12 protein-coding genes are annotated in these 17,717 nt (G+C 66.5%); all 12 read left to right on the top strand.

Features of this window, described 5'->3' with window-relative positions; all coding sequences use genetic code 11:
* Positions 1–10: 10 nt before the first annotated feature.
* The 12 genes from rplA (at position 11) to AC07FT_RS24805 (ending at position 17,707) form a co-directional block, all read left to right on the top strand.
* Positions 11–733, top strand: a complete 723-nt coding sequence (gene rplA / locus AC07FT_RS24860) for a 50S ribosomal protein L1 (protein WP_431775520.1) — start codon at positions 11–13, stop codon at positions 731–733.
* Positions 734–866: 133 nt separating this feature from the next.
* Positions 867–1,748, top strand: coding sequence for an SCO4651 family lipoprotein (locus AC07FT_RS24855; protein WP_471202910.1), 882 nt, complete (start codon positions 867–869; stop codon positions 1,746–1,748).
* Positions 1,749–2,035: 287 nt separating this feature from the next.
* Positions 2,036–2,599 carry a 50S ribosomal protein L10 gene (gene rplJ, locus AC07FT_RS24850; RefSeq protein WP_432011022.1) on the top strand — a complete coding sequence of 188 codons (564 nt, stop codon included), beginning with the start codon at positions 2,036–2,038 and terminating at the stop codon, positions 2,597–2,599.
* Between the two features lie 78 nt (positions 2,600–2,677).
* Positions 2,678–3,070, top strand: a complete 393-nt coding sequence (rplL, locus tag AC07FT_RS24845; RefSeq protein ID WP_479178214.1) for a 50S ribosomal protein L7/L12 — start codon at positions 2,678–2,680, stop codon at positions 3,068–3,070.
* Between the two features lie 582 nt (positions 3,071–3,652).
* Positions 3,653–7,135 carry a DNA-directed RNA polymerase subunit beta gene (rpoB, locus tag AC07FT_RS24840; protein ID WP_254746290.1) on the top strand — a complete coding sequence of 1,161 codons (3,483 nt, stop codon included), beginning with the start codon at positions 3,653–3,655 and terminating at the stop codon, positions 7,133–7,135.
* Between the two features lie 98 nt (positions 7,136–7,233).
* The gene (locus tag AC07FT_RS24835; protein WP_479178140.1) at positions 7,234–11,148 is read left to right on the top strand and encodes a DNA-directed RNA polymerase subunit beta'; all 3,915 of its coding nucleotides are present in this window, start codon (positions 7,234–7,236) and stop codon (positions 11,146–11,148) included.
* A 331-nt stretch (positions 11,149–11,479) separates the two neighbouring features.
* Positions 11,480–11,851 carry a 30S ribosomal protein S12 gene (rpsL, locus tag AC07FT_RS24830; RefSeq protein WP_014054153.1) on the top strand — a complete coding sequence of 124 codons (372 nt, stop codon included), beginning with the start codon at positions 11,480–11,482 and terminating at the stop codon, positions 11,849–11,851.
* A 2-nt stretch (positions 11,852–11,853) separates the two neighbouring features.
* Positions 11,854–12,324: a 30S ribosomal protein S7 gene (gene rpsG, locus AC07FT_RS24825; RefSeq protein ID WP_014178748.1), complete on the top strand. Its 471-nt coding sequence runs from the start codon at positions 11,854–11,856 to the stop codon at positions 12,322–12,324.
* Between the two features lie 38 nt (positions 12,325–12,362).
* Positions 12,363–14,483: an elongation factor G gene (gene fusA, locus AC07FT_RS24820; RefSeq protein WP_471202915.1), complete on the top strand. Its 2,121-nt coding sequence runs from the start codon at positions 12,363–12,365 to the stop codon at positions 14,481–14,483.
* Between the two features lie 228 nt (positions 14,484–14,711).
* A complete protein-coding gene (tuf, locus tag AC07FT_RS24815; RefSeq protein ID WP_479178139.1) occupies positions 14,712–15,905 on the top strand; it encodes an elongation factor Tu in 1,194 nt (397 codons plus the stop codon).
* A gap of 136 nt (positions 15,906–16,041) precedes the next feature.
* On the top strand, positions 16,042–16,629 hold the full coding sequence (locus AC07FT_RS24810; protein WP_479178138.1) for a hypothetical protein: 588 nt from the start codon (positions 16,042–16,044) through the stop codon (positions 16,627–16,629).
* Complete coding sequence (locus tag AC07FT_RS24805) at positions 16,622–17,707, top strand: SRPBCC family protein (protein WP_479178137.1); 1,086 nt, start codon at positions 16,622–16,624, stop codon at positions 17,705–17,707. The genes AC07FT_RS24810 and AC07FT_RS24805 overlap by 8 nt, the downstream gene beginning before the upstream one ends.
* Positions 17,708–17,717 lie beyond the last annotated feature (10 nt).

The following is a 17,717-nucleotide window of genomic DNA, read 5'->3' as shown; positions in this document are numbered from 1 at the left end:
AGGAGCAGCAGTGAGCAAGCGCAGCAAGACCTTCCGCGCTTCGGACGCCAAGATCGACCGGGAGCGCGTCTACGCCCCGCTCGAGGCCGTCCGTCTCGCCAAGGACACCTCCGGCAACACCAAGTTCGACGCGACCGTCGAGGTCGCCATGCGCCTGGGTGTCGACCCGCGCAAGGCCGACCAGATGGTCCGCGGCACCGTGAACCTGCCGCACGGCACCGGTAAGACCGCCCGGGTCCTGGTCTTCGCGACCGGTGACCGTGCCGCAGCCGCGGAGGCCGCCGGCGCCGACATCGTCGGCTCCGACGAGCTCATCGACGAGGTGTCCAAGGGGCGTCTGGACTTCGACGCCGTCGTCGCCACCCCGGACCTCATGGGCAAGGTCGGCCGCCTCGGCCGGGTGCTCGGTCCGCGTGGTCTGATGCCGAACCCGAAGACCGGCACCGTCACCCCGGACGTGGCCAAGGCCGTCACGGACATCAAGGGCGGCAAGATCGAGTTCCGCGTCGACAAGCACTCCAACCTGCACTTCATCATCGGCAAGGTGTCGTTCGATGAGACGAAGCTGGTGGAGAACTACGCCGCGGCGCTCGAGGAGATCAACCGTCTCAAGCCGTCCGCCGCGAAGGGCCGCTACATCAAGAAGGCGACCCTGACCACCACCATGGGCCCCGGCATCCCGCTGGACGCCAACCGCACCCGCAACCTGCTGGTCGAGGACGAGACCGTCTGATCCAGCGCGTCCCGTGCAACCGACGGGCCCCCGCACCACGTCCCAGTGGTGCGGGGGCCCGTCGGCGTTCGGCGTCGGTCCCCTGAGTTAAAGTCTCTGCCAGTCATAAGAGTTGGTTAAAGAGGGGGACCCTGTGCGCGGTACTCATTTTGCTACGCGAGCCGTGATAGCGGCCGGGAGCGTCGTTCTGATGGCCGGGCTCACCGCGTGCGGGAGCGACAAGGGCGACAACGACGGCAAGAAGTCCGGCGACACGGCGCAGGAGCAGGTCAACAGCCCGCTGGCGGCGCTGAAGAAGGCCTCGCAGCGCACCGACCAGCAGCACTCGGCCAAGGTCGAGGGCACCACCACGATGGGCGGGTCCAACTCGTCCATGAAGGGTGAGATGGACTGGGCCGACGGTATGCGGGCCGACATGACCATCACGCAGAACGGTGGCGCCGCGGCCTCCTCGCCGCTGGCCGGAAAGCCGATGCCGGCCCGCTACACGCCTGACGCGATGTTCATGAACCTCGGTGACGAGTTCGCCGCCCAGGCGGGCGGCGGCAAGCACTGGGTCAAGTACGACTACGACGTGCTGGCCGAGAAGGCGGGCGCGTCCGGCGCCTTCCTGAAGGACCAGATGCAGAACACCGACCCGGCGCGCTCGGTGCAGCTGCTGATCGCCACCGGCAAGGTCAAGAGCGTCGGCACCGAGACCGTGAAGGGCACCAAGGCCACCCACTACTCGGGCACGGTCAAGGTCTCCGAGCTGGCCAAGATGCAGTCCAAGGACCTCAGCGAGTCCGACCTCGACGCCCTCCAGAAGCAGCTGGAGCAGTCCGGTATGGAGACCGAGACCATCGATCTGTGGATCGACGGTGACGACCTGCTGGTGAAGAAGCGTGAGCAGGCCAAGAGCAACAACGGCCCCTACGACTCCACCGTCTACTACTCGGACTACGGCACCGAGGTCACGGTCGAGGAGCCGGCCTCCTCGGACACGGTGAACTTCGAGGACCTCAGCGGCCAGTAAGCCGCCGCCGAGCGGATTTGCCTGGCCGCGGCCCGTTCGCGTAATCTGCTGCAGAAGCCAAAGACCGCTGGTTGTCGCTGTGCCTCCGCGAGGGGACACGGTGGCTGAAGGATCCGCTAGCTGCGGACGACCTGCGCAGGTGACTGTGGTTGAGCTCCCGAACGGGCCCATCGGGTCCGCGAGGTCGAGTCACGCCCCGAGCGCCTGCGCCGGGGCGTTTTCGTGTTGTTCAGTCTCCTTCCTTCAGACCTTAGCGGTCCTCATCACCCGGAAGGAGGCCGAAGCTCATGGCGAGTCCTGACAAGGTCGATGCCGTTGACGAGATGCGGGAGAAGTTCCGCACCTCCAACGGTGCCGTCGTGACCGCGTACACCGGTCTCACCGTTGCTCAGCTCAAGGAGCTGCGCCGTTCACTCGGTGAGAACGCCCAGTACCGTGTGGTGAAGAACACGCTGACCAAGATCGCGGCCAACGAGGTCGGGATCAACCAGCTCGACGACCTGTTCGTGGGTTCGTCGGCCGTCGCCTTTGTGACCGGGGATCCGGTCGAGGCGGCGAAGGGTCTCCGTGACTTCGCCAAGGAAAACCCCGCTCTCGTCATCAAGGGCGGCGTGCTCGACGGCAAGGCACTGTCTGCCGACGAGATCAAGAAGCTCGCGGACCTCGAGTCCCGCGAGGTGCTGCTCGCCAAGCTGGCGGGTGCGATGAAGGCCAAGCAGTCCCAGGCTGCGGCGCTCTTCCAGGCCCCGCTGTCGAAGTTCGTCCGCACCGCGGAGGCGCTCCGGCAGAAGCAGGCCGAACAGGGCGGTGCCGACACCCCGGCTCCCGCCGAGGCCGAGGCCGCCGAGTAATCAGGCCCCGGTCGCAGCGGGCCCGTAAGCCCGCCGACATGTACATCCGGCACCTGCCGACTTAGTGGAAGGACCGCCATCATGGCGAAGCTCAGCCAGGAAGAGCTGCTCGCGCAGTTCGAGACCCTGACCCTCATCGAGCTCTCCGAGTTCGTGAAGGCGTTCGAGGAGAAGTTCGACGTCACCGCCGCCGCCCCGGCCGCCGCCGTCGCCGTCGCCCCGGGTGCCCCGGGTGCGGGCGCCGAGGCCGCCGAGGAGCAGGACGAGTTCGACGTCATCCTCACCGGCGCCGGCGACAAGAAGATCCAGGTCATCAAGGTCGTGCGTGAGCTGACCTCGCTGGGTCTGAAGGAGGCCAAGGACCTCGTCGACGGCACCCCGAAGCCGGTTCTCGAGAAGGTCAACAAGGAAGCCGCGGAGAAGGCCGCCGAGTCCCTCAAGGGCGCCGGCGCCTCCGTCGAGGTCAAGTGACCTGTCGGCCCACCGCCGAGCGCCCCTGGCGCACGGCGGTGAGGCCGCGTTCCGCAAGGGCGATCACCCGTTCGGGTGGTCGCCCTTCGGCGTACCCGTGACGGCTACGCTGTCTTGTCGGTTGCGACAGGTATGGTGATCTTCGTTGCCCGTCGCCACGCCCTGTGACGATCTCGCCGGAGTGGGGGGCCTTGACGAACGGCACGCAGCGCGCAATTCTCAGGACGCGACGTCACAGCGATCCAAACTCCGAGGCATGGATCGTCGGCGAAGCGGGCAGTATCGATATGCGCTCCCGGCGGGTGGCCGCCGGCAAGGGCTGTGAAGACAACGAGGGGCGCGCCCCTCACCGGAGGGAGAGATTGGCACTGCCGGTCTCACAAACTCGGCGCTGGACATCAGTGTGCCAAGTGGCTACACTGACCCTTTGCGCTGCCTGTTAGCTGCTCCCTGCCCGTCACCAGGGGCATACTCACCTTCGAGCACAGCCGATGAAGACGCCCTGACCAGGGGTTTCATCCATGGGCTCTCGGTGGGACCGGTACGCGCGTAGTGAGTCCGAGCCCTCGGAAGGACCCCCTCTTGGCCGCCTCGCGCAACGCCTCGACTGCCAATACGAACAACGGCGCCAGCACCGCCCCGCTGCGCATCTCCTTTGCGAAGATCAAGGAGCCTCTCGAGGTTCCGAACCTCCTTGCACTGCAGACCGAGAGCTTCGATTGGCTGCTCGGCAATGCCGCCTGGAAGGCTCGCGTCGAGGCTGCGCTGGACAGCGGTCAGGACGTCCCCACCAAGTCCGGTCTGGAAGAGATCTTCGAGGAGATCTCCCCGATCGAGGACTTCTCCGGGTCGATGTCCCTGACTTTCCGTGATCACCGCTTCGAGCCGCCGAAGAACTCGATCGACGAGTGCAAGGAGCGCGACTTCACGTACGCCGCGCCGCTCTTCGTCACCGCTGAATTCACCAATAACGAAACCGGTGAGATCAAGTCCCAGACGGTCTTCATGGGCGACTTCCCGCTCATGACGCCGAAGGGCACCTTCTGCATCAACGGCACCGAGCGTGTCGTCGTCTCGCAGCTGGTCCGTTCTCCCGGTGTCTACTTCGACTCCTCCATCGACAAGACGTCCGACAAGGACATCTTCTCCGCCAAGATCATCCCGTCCCGGGGTGCCTGGCTGGAGATGGAGATCGACAAGCGCGACATGGTCGGTGTCCGTATCGACCGCAAGCGCAAGCAGTCCGTCACCGTCCTGCTCAAGGCGCTCGGCTGGACCACCGAGCAGATCCTCGAGGAGTTCGGCGAGTACGAGTCCATGCGCGCCACCCTGGAGAAGGACCACACCCAGGGCCAGGACGACGCGCTGCTCGACATCTACCGCAAGCTGCGTCCGGGCGAGCCGCCGACCCGTGAGGCCGCGCAGACGCTGCTGGAGAACCTCTACTTCAACCCCAAGCGCTACGACCTGGCCAAGGTCGGACGCTACAAGGTCAACAAGAAGCTCGGCGCGGACGCCCCGCTCGACGCCGGTGTGCTGACCACCGATGACGTCATCGCGACCATCAAGTACCTGGTCAAGCTGCACGCGGGCGAGACCGAGACGGCCGGGGAGAGCGGCACCACGATCGTCGTCGAGACCGACGACATCGACCACTTCGGCAACCGTCGTCTGCGTAACGTCGGCGAGCTCATCCAGAACCAGGTCCGCACCGGTCTGGCCCGGATGGAGCGCGTCGTCCGCGAGCGCATGACCACCCAGGACGTCGAGGCGATCACGCCGCAGACCCTGATCAACATCCGGCCGGTCGTCGCCTCCATCAAGGAGTTCTTCGGCACCAGCCAGCTGTCGCAGTTCATGGACCAGACCAACCCGCTGTCGGGTCTGACCCACAAGCGCCGTCTGTCGGCGCTGGGCCCGGGTGGTCTGAGCCGTGAGCGGGCCGGCTTCGAGGTCCGTGACGTGCACCCCTCGCACTACGGCCGGATGTGCCCGATCGAGACGCCGGAAGGACCGAACATCGGTCTGATCGGCTCGCTGGCCTCCTACGGCCGGGTCAACGCCTTCGGTTTCGTCGAGACCCCGTACCGCAAGGTCACCGACGGTGTCGTCACCGACAAGGTGGACTTCCTCACCGCGGACGAGGAAGACCGCTTCGTCATCGCCCAGGCCAACGCGCCGCTGACCGATGACAACACCTACGCCGAGGCCCGGGTCCTGGTCCGCCGCCGTGGCGGCGAGGTCGACTACGTGCCCGGCTCCGAGGTCGACTACATGGACGTCTCGCCGCGCCAGATGGTGTCGGTCGCGACCGCCATGATCCCCTTCCTGGAGCACGACGACGCCAACCGCGCGCTCATGGGATCGAACATGATGCGCCAGGCCGTGCCGCTGATCAAGGCGGAGTCCCCGCTGGTCGGCACCGGTATGGAGTACCGCTGCGCGGTCGACGCCGGCGATGTCATCAAGGCCGAGAAGGACGGTGTCGTCCAGGAGGTCTCCGCCGACTACGTCACGGTGGCCAACGACGACGGCACCTACACCACCTACCGGGTGGCCAAGTTCTCCCGCTCCAACCAGGGCACCTCCTTCAACCAGAAGGTGGTCGTGGACGAGGGCGCCCGCGTCATCGCCGGTCAGGTGCTGGCCGACGGCCCGTCCACCGAGGACGGCGAGATGGCGCTCGGCAAGAACCTGCTCGTGGCGTTCATGCCGTGGGAGGGCCACAACTACGAGGACGCGATCATCCTCAGCCAGCGTCTGGTGCAGGACGACGTCCTCTCCTCGATCCACATCGAGGAGCACGAGGTCGACGCCCGTGACACCAAGCTGGGCCCCGAGGAGATCACCCGGGACATCCCGAACGTCTCCGAGGAGGTCCTGGCCGACCTCGACGAGCGCGGCATCATCCGCATCGGCGCCGAGGTCGTGGCCGGGGACATCCTGGTCGGCAAGGTCACCCCGAAGGGTGAGACCGAGCTGACCCCGGAGGAGCGCCTGCTGCGCGCGATCTTCGGTGAGAAGGCCCGTGAGGTCCGTGACACCTCGCTGAAGGTGCCGCACGGCGAGATCGGCAAGGTCATCGGCGTCCGCGTCTTCGATCGCGAGGAGGGCGACGAGCTGCCCCCCGGCGTGAACCAGCTGGTCCGCGTCTACGTGGCGCAGAAGCGCAAGATCACCGACGGTGACAAGCTGGCCGGCCGTCACGGCAACAAGGGCGTCATCTCCAAGATCCTGCCGGTCGAGGACATGCCGTTCCTGGAGGACGGCACCCCGGTCGACATCATCCTCAACCCGCTGGGCGTCCCGTCCCGGATGAACCCGGGACAGGTTCTGGAGATCCACCTCGGCTGGCTGGCCTCCCGCGGCTGGAAGGTCGAGGGCTCCGAGGAGTGGATGCAGCGGCTGCAGGCGATCGGCGCGGACGAGGTCAAGCCCGGCACCAACGTCGCGACCCCGGTCTTCGACGGTGCCCGTGAGGACGAGATCGCCGGTCTCTTCGACTCGACGATCCCGAACCGCGACGGCGACCGCCTGGTCCAGTCGTCCGGTAAGGCCCGGCTCTTCGACGGCCGCTCCGGCGAGCCGTTCCCGGACCCGATCTCCGTCGGCTACATGTACATCCTCAAGCTGCACCACCTGGTGGACGACAAGCTGCACGCCCGTTCCACCGGTCCGTACTCGATGATCACCCAGCAGCCGCTGGGCGGTAAGGCTCAGTTCGGTGGCCAGCGCTTCGGTGAGATGGAGGTGTGGGCGCTCGAGGCATACGGCGCCGCGTACGCCCTCCAGGAGCTGCTGACCATCAAGTCCGACGACGTCACCGGCCGCGTGAAGGTCTACGAGGCCATCGTCAAGGGCGAGAACATCCCCGAGCCCGGCATCCCCGAGTCCTTCAAGGTGCTCATCAAGGAGATGCAGTCCCTGTGCCTCAACGTGGAGGTGCTGTCCTCGGACGGTATGTCCATCGAGATGCGCGACACCGACGAGGACGTCTTCCGCGCTGCGGAGGAGCTCGGTATCGACCTGTCCCGGCGCGAGCCGAGCAGCGTCGAAGAGGTCTGACGGGTCTGGCCGGGGCGGCTGTCCCACCTCCGCCCCGGCCTCTCCCCGGACCCCCAGTCAGACCGAAGACACGACCCTGAAAGAGGGATTGACGACAAGTGCTCGACGTCAACTTCTTCGACGAGCTGCGGATCGGCCTCGCCACCGCTGACGACATCCGTCAGTGGTCCCACGGTGAGGTCAAGAAGCCGGAGACCATCAACTACCGCACCCTGAAGCCCGAAAAGGACGGACTCTTCTGCGAGAAGATCTTCGGTCCGACCCGGGACTGGGAGTGCTACTGCGGCAAGTACAAGCGCGTCCGCTTCAAGGGCATCATCTGTGAGCGCTGTGGCGTCGAGGTCACCCGCGCCAAGGTGCGCCGTGAGCGGATGGGCCACATCGAGCTGGCCGCTCCCGTCACCCACATCTGGTACTTCAAGGGCGTGCCCAGCCGTCTGGGCTACCTGCTCGACCTCGCCCCGAAGGACCTCGAGAAGGTCATCTACTTCGCCGCCTACATGATCACGTGGGTGGACGAGGAGCGCCGTACGCGCGACCTGCCCTCGCTGGAGGCCCATGTCTCCGTCGAGCGCCAGCAGGTCGAGCAGCGTCGCGACGCCGACCTGGAGGCCCGCGCCAAGAAGCTCGAGGCGGACCTCGCCGAGCTGGAGGCCGAGGGCGCCAAGGCCGATGTGCGCCGCAAGGTGCGCGAGGGCGCCGAGCGTGAGATGAAGCAGCTGCGCGACCGCGCGCAGCGCGAGATCGACCGCCTCGACGAGGTGTGGAACCGCTTCAAGAACCTCAAGGTCCAGGACCTCGAGGGCGACGAGCTGCTCTACCGCGAGCTGCGTGACCGCTTCGGCACGTACTTCATGGGCGGCATGGGCGCCGCTGCCCTGCAGAAGCGCCTGGAGTCCTTCGACCTCGACGAGGAGGCCGAGAAGCTCCGCGAGATCATCCGGACCGGTAAGGGCCAGAAGAAGACCCGTGCGCTCAAGCGCCTGAAGGTCGTCTCCGCCTTCCTGCAGACCCGCAACAGCCCCAACGGCATGGTGCTGGACTGCATCCCGGTGATCCCGCCGGACCTGCGTCCGATGGTGCAGCTGGACGGTGGCCGCTTCGCGACCTCCGACCTGAACGACCTGTACCGCCGTGTGATCAACCGGAACAACCGCCTCAAGCGTCTGCTCGACCTCGGTGCCCCCGAGATCATCGTGAACAACGAGAAGCGGATGCTCCAGGAGGCCGTCGACGCGCTGTTCGACAACGGCCGCCGCGGTCGCCCGGTCACCGGTCCCGGTAACCGTCCGCTGAAGTCCCTCAGCGACATGCTGAAGGGTAAGCAGGGCCGGTTCCGTCAGAACCTGCTCGGTAAGCGAGTCGACTACTCGGCCCGTTCGGTCATCGTCGTCGGCCCGCAGCTCAAGCTGCACCAGTGCGGTCTGCCCAAGGCCATGGCGCTGGAGCTCTTCAAGCCGTTCGTGATGAAGCGCCTGGTGGACCTGAACCACGCGCAGAACATCAAGTCGGCCAAGCGCATGGTCGAGCGCGGCCGCACGGTCGTGTACGACGTGCTCGAAGAGGTCATCGCCGAGCACCCGGTGCTGCTGAACCGTGCGCCGACCCTGCACCGCCTCGGTATCCAGGCGTTCGAGCCGCAGCTGGTCGAGGGCAAGGCCATTCAGATCCACCCGCTCGTCTGCACCGCGTTCAACGCGGACTTCGACGGTGACCAGATGGCCGTGCACCTGCCGCTGTCCGCGGAGGCGCAGGCCGAGGCCCGGATCCTGATGCTGTCCTCGAACAACATCCTCAAGCCGGCCGACGGCCGTCCGGTGACCATGCCCACCCAGGACATGGTGCTGGGCCTGTTCTTCCTCACCACCGATGAGGAGGAGCGCGAGGTCAAGGGCGAGGGCCGGTCCTTCGGTTCGGTCGCCGAGGCGATCATGGCGTTCGACGCCCGGGAGCTCTCGCTCCAGGCGAAGATCGACATCCGCTTCCCGATCGGCACCGTGCCGCCCCGTGGCTGGACCCCGCCGGTGGCGGAGGAAGGGGACGACGGCGTCGGCGGAGGTGTCTGGCAGCAGGGCGACAGCTTCCGGCTGCGCACCACGCTGGGCCGCGCGCTCTTCAACGAGCTGCTGCCCGAGGACTACCCGTTCGTCGACTACTCGGTGGGCAAGAAGCAGCTCTCCGAGATCGTCAACGACCTCGCCGAGCGCTACCCCAAGGTCATCGTCGCGGCGACCCTGGACAACCTGAAGGCGGCCGGTTTCCACTGGGCCACCCGCTCCGGTGTCACCGTCGCCATCTCCGACGTGGTCGTGCCCGAGGCCAAGAAGGCCATCATCACGGGCTACGAGGCGCAGGACGAGAAGGTCCAGAAGCAGTACGAGCGCGGTCTGATCACCAAGGACGAGCGCACTCAGGAGCTCATCGCGATCTGGACCAAGGCGACCAACGAGGTCGCCGAGGCGATGAACGCGAACTTCCCGAAGACCAACCCGATCTTCATGATGGTCGACTCGGGCGCGCGCGGAAACATGATGCAGATGCGTCAGATCGCCGGTATGCGTGGTCTGGTGTCCAACGCGAAGAACGAGACCATCCCGCGGCCCATCAAGGCGTCGTTCCGTGAGGGTCTCTCCGTGCTGGAGTACTTCATCTCCACCCACGGTGCCCGTAAGGGTCTCGCGGACACCGCGCTGCGTACCGCCGACTCGGGTTACCTGACCCGTCGTCTGGTGGACGTCTCGCAGGACGTGATCATCCGCGAGGAGGACTGCGGCACCGACCGCGGCCTCAAGCTGGGGATCGCCTCCCGTGGCGCCGACGGTGTGCTGCGCAAGGCCGAGGACGTCGAGACCAGCGTGTACGCGCGCTGCCTCGCCGAGGACATCGTCGTGGAGGGCAAGGTCCTGGCCCCGGCCGGTACCGACCTCGGCGACGTGCTCATCGACGAGCTGGTCCGCCACGGCGTGGAGACGGTCAAGACCCGCTCGGTGCTCACCTGCGAGTCCGCCGTCGGCACCTGCGCCATGTGCTACGGCCGCTCGCTGGCGACCGGCAAGCTGGTGGACATCGGCGAGGCGGTCGGCATCATCGCCGCCCAGTCCATCGGTGAGCCCGGCACCCAGCTGACGATGCGTACCTTCCACACCGGTGGTGTGGCCGGTGACGACATCACCCAGGGTCTGCCGCGTGTCGTCGAGCTCTTCGAGGCCCGTACGCCCAAGGGTGTCGCCCCGATCTCGGAGGCGGCCGGCCGTGTCCGGATCGAGGAGACCGAGAAGACCAAGAAGCTCGTCGTCACCCCGGACGACGGCTCCGACGAGACCGCCTTCGGCGTCTCCAAGCGAGCCCGTCTGCTGGTGGGCGAGGGCGACCGCGTCGACGTCGGTCAGCCGCTGACCGTCGGTGCGGTCAACCCGCACGACGTGCTGCGCATCCTCGGCCAGCGCGCCGTCCAGGTGCACCTGGTGGGCGAGGTCCAGAAGGTCTACAACTCGCAGGGTGTGTCGATCCACGACAAGCACATCGAGATCATCATCCGGCAGATGCTGCGCCGCGTGACGATCATCGAGTCCGGCGACGCGGAGCTGCTGCCGGGCGAGCTCGTGGAGCGGTCGCGCTTCGAGGGCGAGAACCGTCGTGTGGTCCAGGAAGGCGGCCACCCGGCCTCCGGCCGTCCGCAGCTGATGGGTATCACCAAGGCCTCGCTGGCGACCGAGTCCTGGCTGTCGGCGGCGTCCTTCCAGGAGACGACCCGGGTGCTCACCGACGCGGCGATCAACGCCAAGTCGGACTCCCTGATCGGCCTCAAGGAGAACGTGATCATCGGTAAGCTCATCCCGGCCGGTACGGGCCTGTCCCGCTACCGCAACATCCGGGTGGAGCCGACCGAGGAGGCGAAGGCCGCGATGTACTCGGCCGTCGGTTACGACGACATCGACTACTCGCCCTTCGGCACGGGCTCCGGCCAGGCGGTTCCGCTGGAGGACTACGACTACGGTCCGTACAACCAGTAGGACCTGCCGGACGGCTGGTCATGCTCACAGGGCGGTCACCCCATGGCGGGGGTGGCCGCCCTGCGGCTATGCTCCGGGTTGGTGTGTCCAGCGCGTGTGCATTTGTTTTGACCGGAGCCGATGCGGTAGGTACGCTCTGACCTTGTGCCTGGGGTGTCCCTGGGCTCCTGTGCGCGCTTCTAGACCGCTCGGGAGCCCGAGGTGTCGACACCAACAATTCGCACTCTCCTGACATTCGCAGGGGTCTGCGGTGCGCGACACACCCGACCGCGTGGGTCGGAGAAATCCCAGGTTAGCTTTACCGAGACGGCACACAGAAACCGGAGAAACGGTGCCTACGATCCAGCAGCTGGTCCGCAAGGGCCGCCAGGACAAGGTCGAGAAGAACAAGACCCCCGCTCTCGCGGGGTCGCCGCAGCGACGTGGTACATGCACCCGCGTGTTCACCACGACGCCGAAGAAGCCGAACTCGGCGCTCCGCAAGGTCGCGCGTGTCCGGCTGAGCAGTGGGATCGAGGTCACCGCCTACGTCCCGGGTGAGGGGCACAACCTGCAGGAGCACTCCATCGTGCTCGTGCGTGGCGGTCGTGTGAAGGACCTGCCGGGTGTTCGTTACAAGATCATCCGCGGCTCCCTCGACACGCAGGGCGTCAAGAACCGCAAGCAGGCTCGCAGCCGCTACGGCGCCAAGAAGGAGAAGTAAGAATGCCTCGTAAGGGTCCCGCCCCGAAGCGCCCGGTCATCATCGACCCGGTTTACAACTCTCCTCTGGTGACGTCCCTCATCAACAAGGTGCTGCTGAACGGCAAGCGCTCCACCGCCGAGCGCATCGTGTACGGCGCCATGGAGGGCCTGCGCGAGAAGTCCGGCAACGACCCGGTCATCACGCTCAAGCGCGCGCTGGAGAACGTGAAGCCGACCCTCGAGGTCCGCTCCCGCCGTGTCGGTGGCGCCACCTACCAGGTTCCGGTCGAGGTCCGCCCCGGCCGTTCCTCCACCCTCGCGCTGCGCTGGCTCGTCGGCTACTCGCGCGCTCGTCGTGAGAAGACCATGACCGAGCGGCTGATGAACGAGCTGCTGGACGCCAGCAATGGTCTCGGCGCCTCTGTGAAGCGCCGCGAGGACACCCACAAGATGGCCGAGTCCAACAAGGCCTTCGCGCACTACCGCTGGTAGTCGCTACCCCATCGAGAACCGAGAGAAGACTGAGCCATATGGCCACCACTTCACTTGACCTGGCCAAGGTCCGCAACATTGGGATCATGGCCCACATCGACGCGGGCAAGACGACCACCACCGAGCGGATCCTGTTCTACACCGGTGTGAGCTACAAGATCGGTGAAGTCCACGATGGCGCTGCCACCATGGACTGGATGGAGCAGGAGCAGGAGCGCGGCATCACCATCACGTCGGCCGCGACGACCTGTCACTGGCCGCTTGAGAACGTCGATCACACCATCAACATCATCGACACCCCGGGCCACGTCGACTTCACGGTCGAGGTGGAGCGCTCGCTGCGCGTCCTCGACGGTGCCGTCACGGTGTTCGACGGTGTCGCCGGTGTGGAGCCGCAGTCCGAGACGGTGTGGCGTCAGGCGGACCGCTACGGCGTTCCGCGTATCTGCTTCGTGAACAAGCTGGACCGCACCGGTGCCGAGTTCCACCGCTGCGTCGACATGATCACGGACCGCCTGGGCGCGGTTCCGCTGGTCATGCAGCTGCCGATCGGCACCGAGGCCGACTTCAAGGGTGTCGTCGACCTCGTCACCATGAAGGCGCTGGTCTGGTCCGCCGAGGCGACCAAGGGCGAGATGTACGACACCGTCGACATCCCGGACACCCACACCGAGGCCGCCGACGAGTGGCGCGGCAAGCTCCTCGAGGGTGTCGCCGAGAACGACGAAGAGATGATGGAGCTGTACCTGGAGGGCCAGGAGCCCACCGTGGAGCAGCTCTACGCGGCGATCCGCCGTATCACCATCGCTTCCGGCAAGGGCGGCGGCACCACCGTCACCCCCGTGTTCTGCGGCACCGCGTTCAAGAACAAGGGTGTGCAGCCCCTGCTCGACGCCGTGGTCCGGTACCTCCCGTCGCCGATCGACATCGAGGCGATCGAGGGTCACTCCGTCAAGGACCCCGACGAGGTGATCAAGCGTCGTCCGTCCGAGGAGGAGCCCCTCTCGGCGCTGGCGTTCAAGATCGCGAGCGACCCGCACCTGGGCAAGCTCACCTTCATCCGTGTGTACTCCGGCCGCATGGACGCCGGCACCCAGGTGCTGAACTCCGTGAAGGGCAAGAAGGAGCGCATCGGCAAGATCTACCGGATGCACGCGAACAAGCGTGAGGAGATCGAGTCGGTGGGTGCCGGTGACATCGTCGCCGTCATGGGTCTGAAGCAGACCACCACCGGTGAGACCCTCTCCGACGCGTCGAACCCGGTGATCCTGGAGTCCATGGACTTCCCGGCCCCGGTCATCGAGGTGGCCATCGAGCCGAAGTCCAAGGGTGACCAGGAGAAGCTGGCCGTCGCCATTCAGCGTCTTGCCGAGGAGGACCCGTCCTTCCGCGTCAAGACCGATGAGGAGACCGGCCAGACGATCATCTCCGGTATGGGCGAGCTGCACCTGGATGTGCTGGTCGACCGTATGCGCCGCGAGTTCAAGGTCGAGGCCAACGTCGGCAAGCCGCAGGTGGCCTACCGCGAGACCCTCCGCAAGGCGGTCGAGCGGTACGACTACACCCACAAGAAGCAGACGGGTGGGTCCGGCCAGTTCGCGAAGGTGCAGATCGCGCTCGCTCCGCTCGAGGGCGATGGCTACGAGTTCGAGAACAAGGTCACCGGTGGCCGTATCCCGCGGGAGTACATCCCGTCCGTGGACGCGGGCTGCCAGGAGGCGATGGAGTTCGGCGTACTCGCCGGCTACCCGCTGACCGGTGTCAAGGTGACCCTCCTCGACGGTGGCTACCACGAGGTCGACTCGTCCGAGATGGCCTTCAAGATCGCCGGTTCGATGGCCTTCAAGGAGGCCGCCCGCAAGGCCAGCCCGGCCCTGCTCGAGCCGATGATGAAGGTCGAGGTCACCACGCCCGAGGACTACATGGGCGATGTGATCGGTGACATCAACTCCCGCCGTGGACAGATCCAGTCCATGGAGGACCGGAGTGGTGCCAAGCTGGTCACCGGCCTGGTCCCGCTGTCGGAGATGTTCGGCTACGTGGGCGACCTGCGCAGCAAGACCTCTGGCCGCGCCAGCTACTCCATGCAGTTCGACTCCTACGCCGAGGTTCCGAAGAACGTCGCCGAGGAGATCATCGCGAAGGCCAAGGGCGAGTAAGTCGGGTTCATCCCGAATCCTCACCCTTTAGGCTGGAGCAAAAGGCATCGGGGTACTCCGCCATAGATCGTCCGTACCGGGCGGTCCATGGCGGGGCCCCGCCCGCCGGCCCCCCATACGAATACGGCGAAGGGCATCCCCCTCGGGGTCCTGGCCGGTTCGGTAAGACCACCTGAACCCATCCGCAAAGTGTGGATGCGTACAGAACCACTCCACAGGAGGACCCCAGTGGCGAAGGCGAAGTTCGAGCGGACTAAGCCGCACGTCAACATCGGCACCATCGGTCACATCGACCACGGTAAGACGACCCTTACCGCGGCGATCACCAAGGTGCTGCACGACGCGTACCCGGACCTGAACGAGGCCTCGGCCTTCGACCAGATCGACAAGGCTCCTGAGGAGCGCCAGCGCGGTATCACCATCTCCATCGCGCACGTCGAGTACCAGACCGAGTCGCGTCACTACGCGCACGTTGACTGCCCCGGTCACGCGGACTACATCAAGAACATGATCACCGGTGCGGCGCAGATGGACGGCGCCATCCTCGTGGTCGCCGCCACCGACGGCCCGATGCCGCAGACCAAGGAGCACGTGCTCCTGGCCCGCCAGGTCGGCGTGCCGTACATCGTTGTCGCCCTGAACAAGGCCGACATGGTGGACGACGAGGAGATCCTGGAGCTCGTCGAGCTCGAGGTCCGTGAGCTGCTCTCCGAGTACGAGTTCCCGGGCGACGACGTTCCGGTCGTCAAGGTCTCGGCGCTCAAGGCGCTCGAGGGCGACGCCGACTGGGGCAAGTCCGTCCTCGACCTGATGAAGGCCGTCGACGAGTCGATCCCGCAGCCGGAGCGCGACGTCGACAAGCCGTTCCTCATGCCGATCGAGGACGTCTTCACCATCACCGGTCGCGGTACGGTCGTCACCGGCCGTATCGAGCGTGGTGTCCTCAAGGTCAACGAGAACGTCGACATCATCGGCATCAAGACCGAGAAGACCTCCACCACGGTCACCGGTATCGAGATGTTCCGCAAGCTGCTCGACGAGGGCCAGGCCGGTGAGAACGTCGGTCTGCTCCTCCGTGGCATCAAGCGCGAGGACGTCGAGCGCGGCCAGGTCATCATCAAGCCGGGTTCGGTCACCCCGCACACCGAGTTCGAGGCCCAGGCGTACATCCTGTCCAAGGACGAGGGTGGCCGTCACACGCCGTTCTTCAACAACTACCGTCCGCAGTTCTACTTCCGTACCACGGACGTGACGGGCGTTGTGACCCTCCCCGAGGGCACCGAGATGGTCATGCCGGGCGACAACACCGAGATGTCCGTCTCGCTGATCCAGCCGGTCGCCATGGAGGAGGGCCTGAAGTTCGCCATCCGTGAGGGTGGCCGGACCGTCGGCGCCGGTCAGGTCACCAAGATCAACAAGTGACCTGACGCTCCCCGGAGCATTCGGAGCCCCATTCGCCGCTGGTCGGCGAATGGGGCTCCGTCGTATGTGGGGCTCGGCCGTATGTGGGTACCCGGCACCCACATCGAAGCTGAGTTCGACCCTCGGGAGCGAACAGATGACGAGCAATGGCAAGATCGCTATAGCGGTTGTGGGGGGCTATGTCCTCGGGCGCACCAAGAAGGCGAAACTGGCCTTCGGGCTCGGGATGATGCTGGCCGGAAAGAAGCTCTCCCTTGATCCACAACAGTTGGCGAAGGCCCTCGCCGACTCCCCGCTGCTCAGCGGGTTGAACGCACAGGCGCGCAAGGAGCTGGTCGACGCCGCGCGGACGGCCGCGACCAAGGCCGTGACCAACCGGGCCAACAACCTCGCCGACTCCCTCCACGACCGGACGCTGAGCCTGCGCGGGGAGGCCACCGGGACGTCCGAGGACGAGGACGCCGACGAGGACGCCGAGGACGGGATCGGGGACGACGGCGAGGAGGAGACCGAGGAGGAACGGGCTCCGAGGGCGCGCCGCCCGGCCTCCGCCGGGAAGACCGCGAAGAAGGCTCCCGCCAAGTCCGCCAAGAAGGCCCCGGCCAAGGCTCCGGCCAAGAAGACCGCCTCCACATCTGCGTCGAAGGCTCCCGCCCGGACCCGGAAGACCGCTGCCTCCTCCGCCGCCAAGGCGAAGAAGACCGCGGGAGGCCGCCGTGGCTGACACGCTGGGCAAGCTGAAGGAAGAGATCACCAAGAACCCGGCCACCGACCGCCTGAAGGACGAGCTCCAGAGCTATCTCAAGGCACGGGCCACCCAGGCGCTCTCCGGGCTGGTCGCCGGCGGAGCGGGCGGCGGTCTGGCCAAGGGCACCCAGGCGCTGGCGGAGGGGAAGTCCCCGGGCCAGGCCGCGCTGAAGGCGGGGACCGCGCAGCTCAAGGACTCCCTCAAGGAGAAGATCTCCGGACTGTTCGGCAAGGGCCGCGGCAAGAGCGGCGGCGGCAAGTCCAAGAGCGTGACGATCGTCGAGGACATCGACGTCGGGGTGCCGGTCCGCGAGGCGTACGACCAGTGGACCCAGTTCCAGGAGTTCAGCACCTTCGCCAAGGGCGTCGTCAGTGTCGAGCAGACCGATGAGCTGAACAGCAACTGGAAGGTCAAGGTCGCCAAGTCCACCCGCAGCTGGCGGGCGAACGTCACCGAGCAGGTGCCGGACGAGCGGATCACCTGGACCACCGAGGGCTCCAAGGGCACCGTCAAGGGTGTGGTCACCTTCCACCCGATCGGTGACAACCTCACCAAGGTGCTGCTGGTCCTGGAGTACTTCCCCAAGGGGCTCTTCGAGAAGACCGGCAACATCTGGCGTGCCCAGGGCCGTCGGGCCCGGCTCGATCTGAAGCTCTACCGCAAGTTCATCATGATGCGCGGCGAGGCCACCGACGGCTGGCGCGGCGAGATCCGGGACGGCGAGGTGGTCATGGACCACGAGACCGCCATGGAGGAGGAAGAGCGCGCGGAGGCCGGGGGAGAGGCCGATGAGCCGGAGGACGGGGCCGGCGACGAGGCCCACGACGAGGCGGACGACACGTACGAGGGAGAGTCCGAGGACGGCGAGGCCGCGGAGGAGTACGAGGACGAGCCGGAGGAGGAGCCCGAGGACGGCTACGAGGAGGAGCTCGAACCCGGCGAGGGGTACGAGGACGAGGAGTACGAGGCCGACGAGGAGCCCTACGACGAGGAGGGCGAGGAGTACGACGAGGCCGAGGCGGAGGCAGAGGAGCGGGAGCCCGCCCGCCGCTGATCACACATCG

The sequence above is a fragment of the Streptomyces sp. NPDC045899 genome (assembly GCF_056431485.1).
This window is presented reverse-complemented; position numbering and strand designations above follow the sequence as displayed.

Excerpts from the sequence above, each read along its gene's own strand:
- rplJ (WP_432011022.1), top strand. The coding sequence starts at position 2,036 with ATGGCGAGTCCTGACAAGGTCGATGCCGTTGACGAGATGCGGGAGAAG.
- rpsG (WP_014178748.1), top strand. The coding sequence starts at position 11,854 with ATGCCTCGTAAGGGTCCCGCCCCGAAGCGCCCGGTCATCATCGACCCG.
- fusA (WP_471202915.1), top strand. The coding sequence starts at position 12,363 with ATGGCCACCACTTCACTTGACCTGGCCAAGGTCCGCAACATTGGGATC.
- AC07FT_RS24810 (WP_479178138.1), top strand. The coding sequence starts at position 16,042 with ATGACGAGCAATGGCAAGATCGCTATAGCGGTTGTGGGGGGCTATGTC.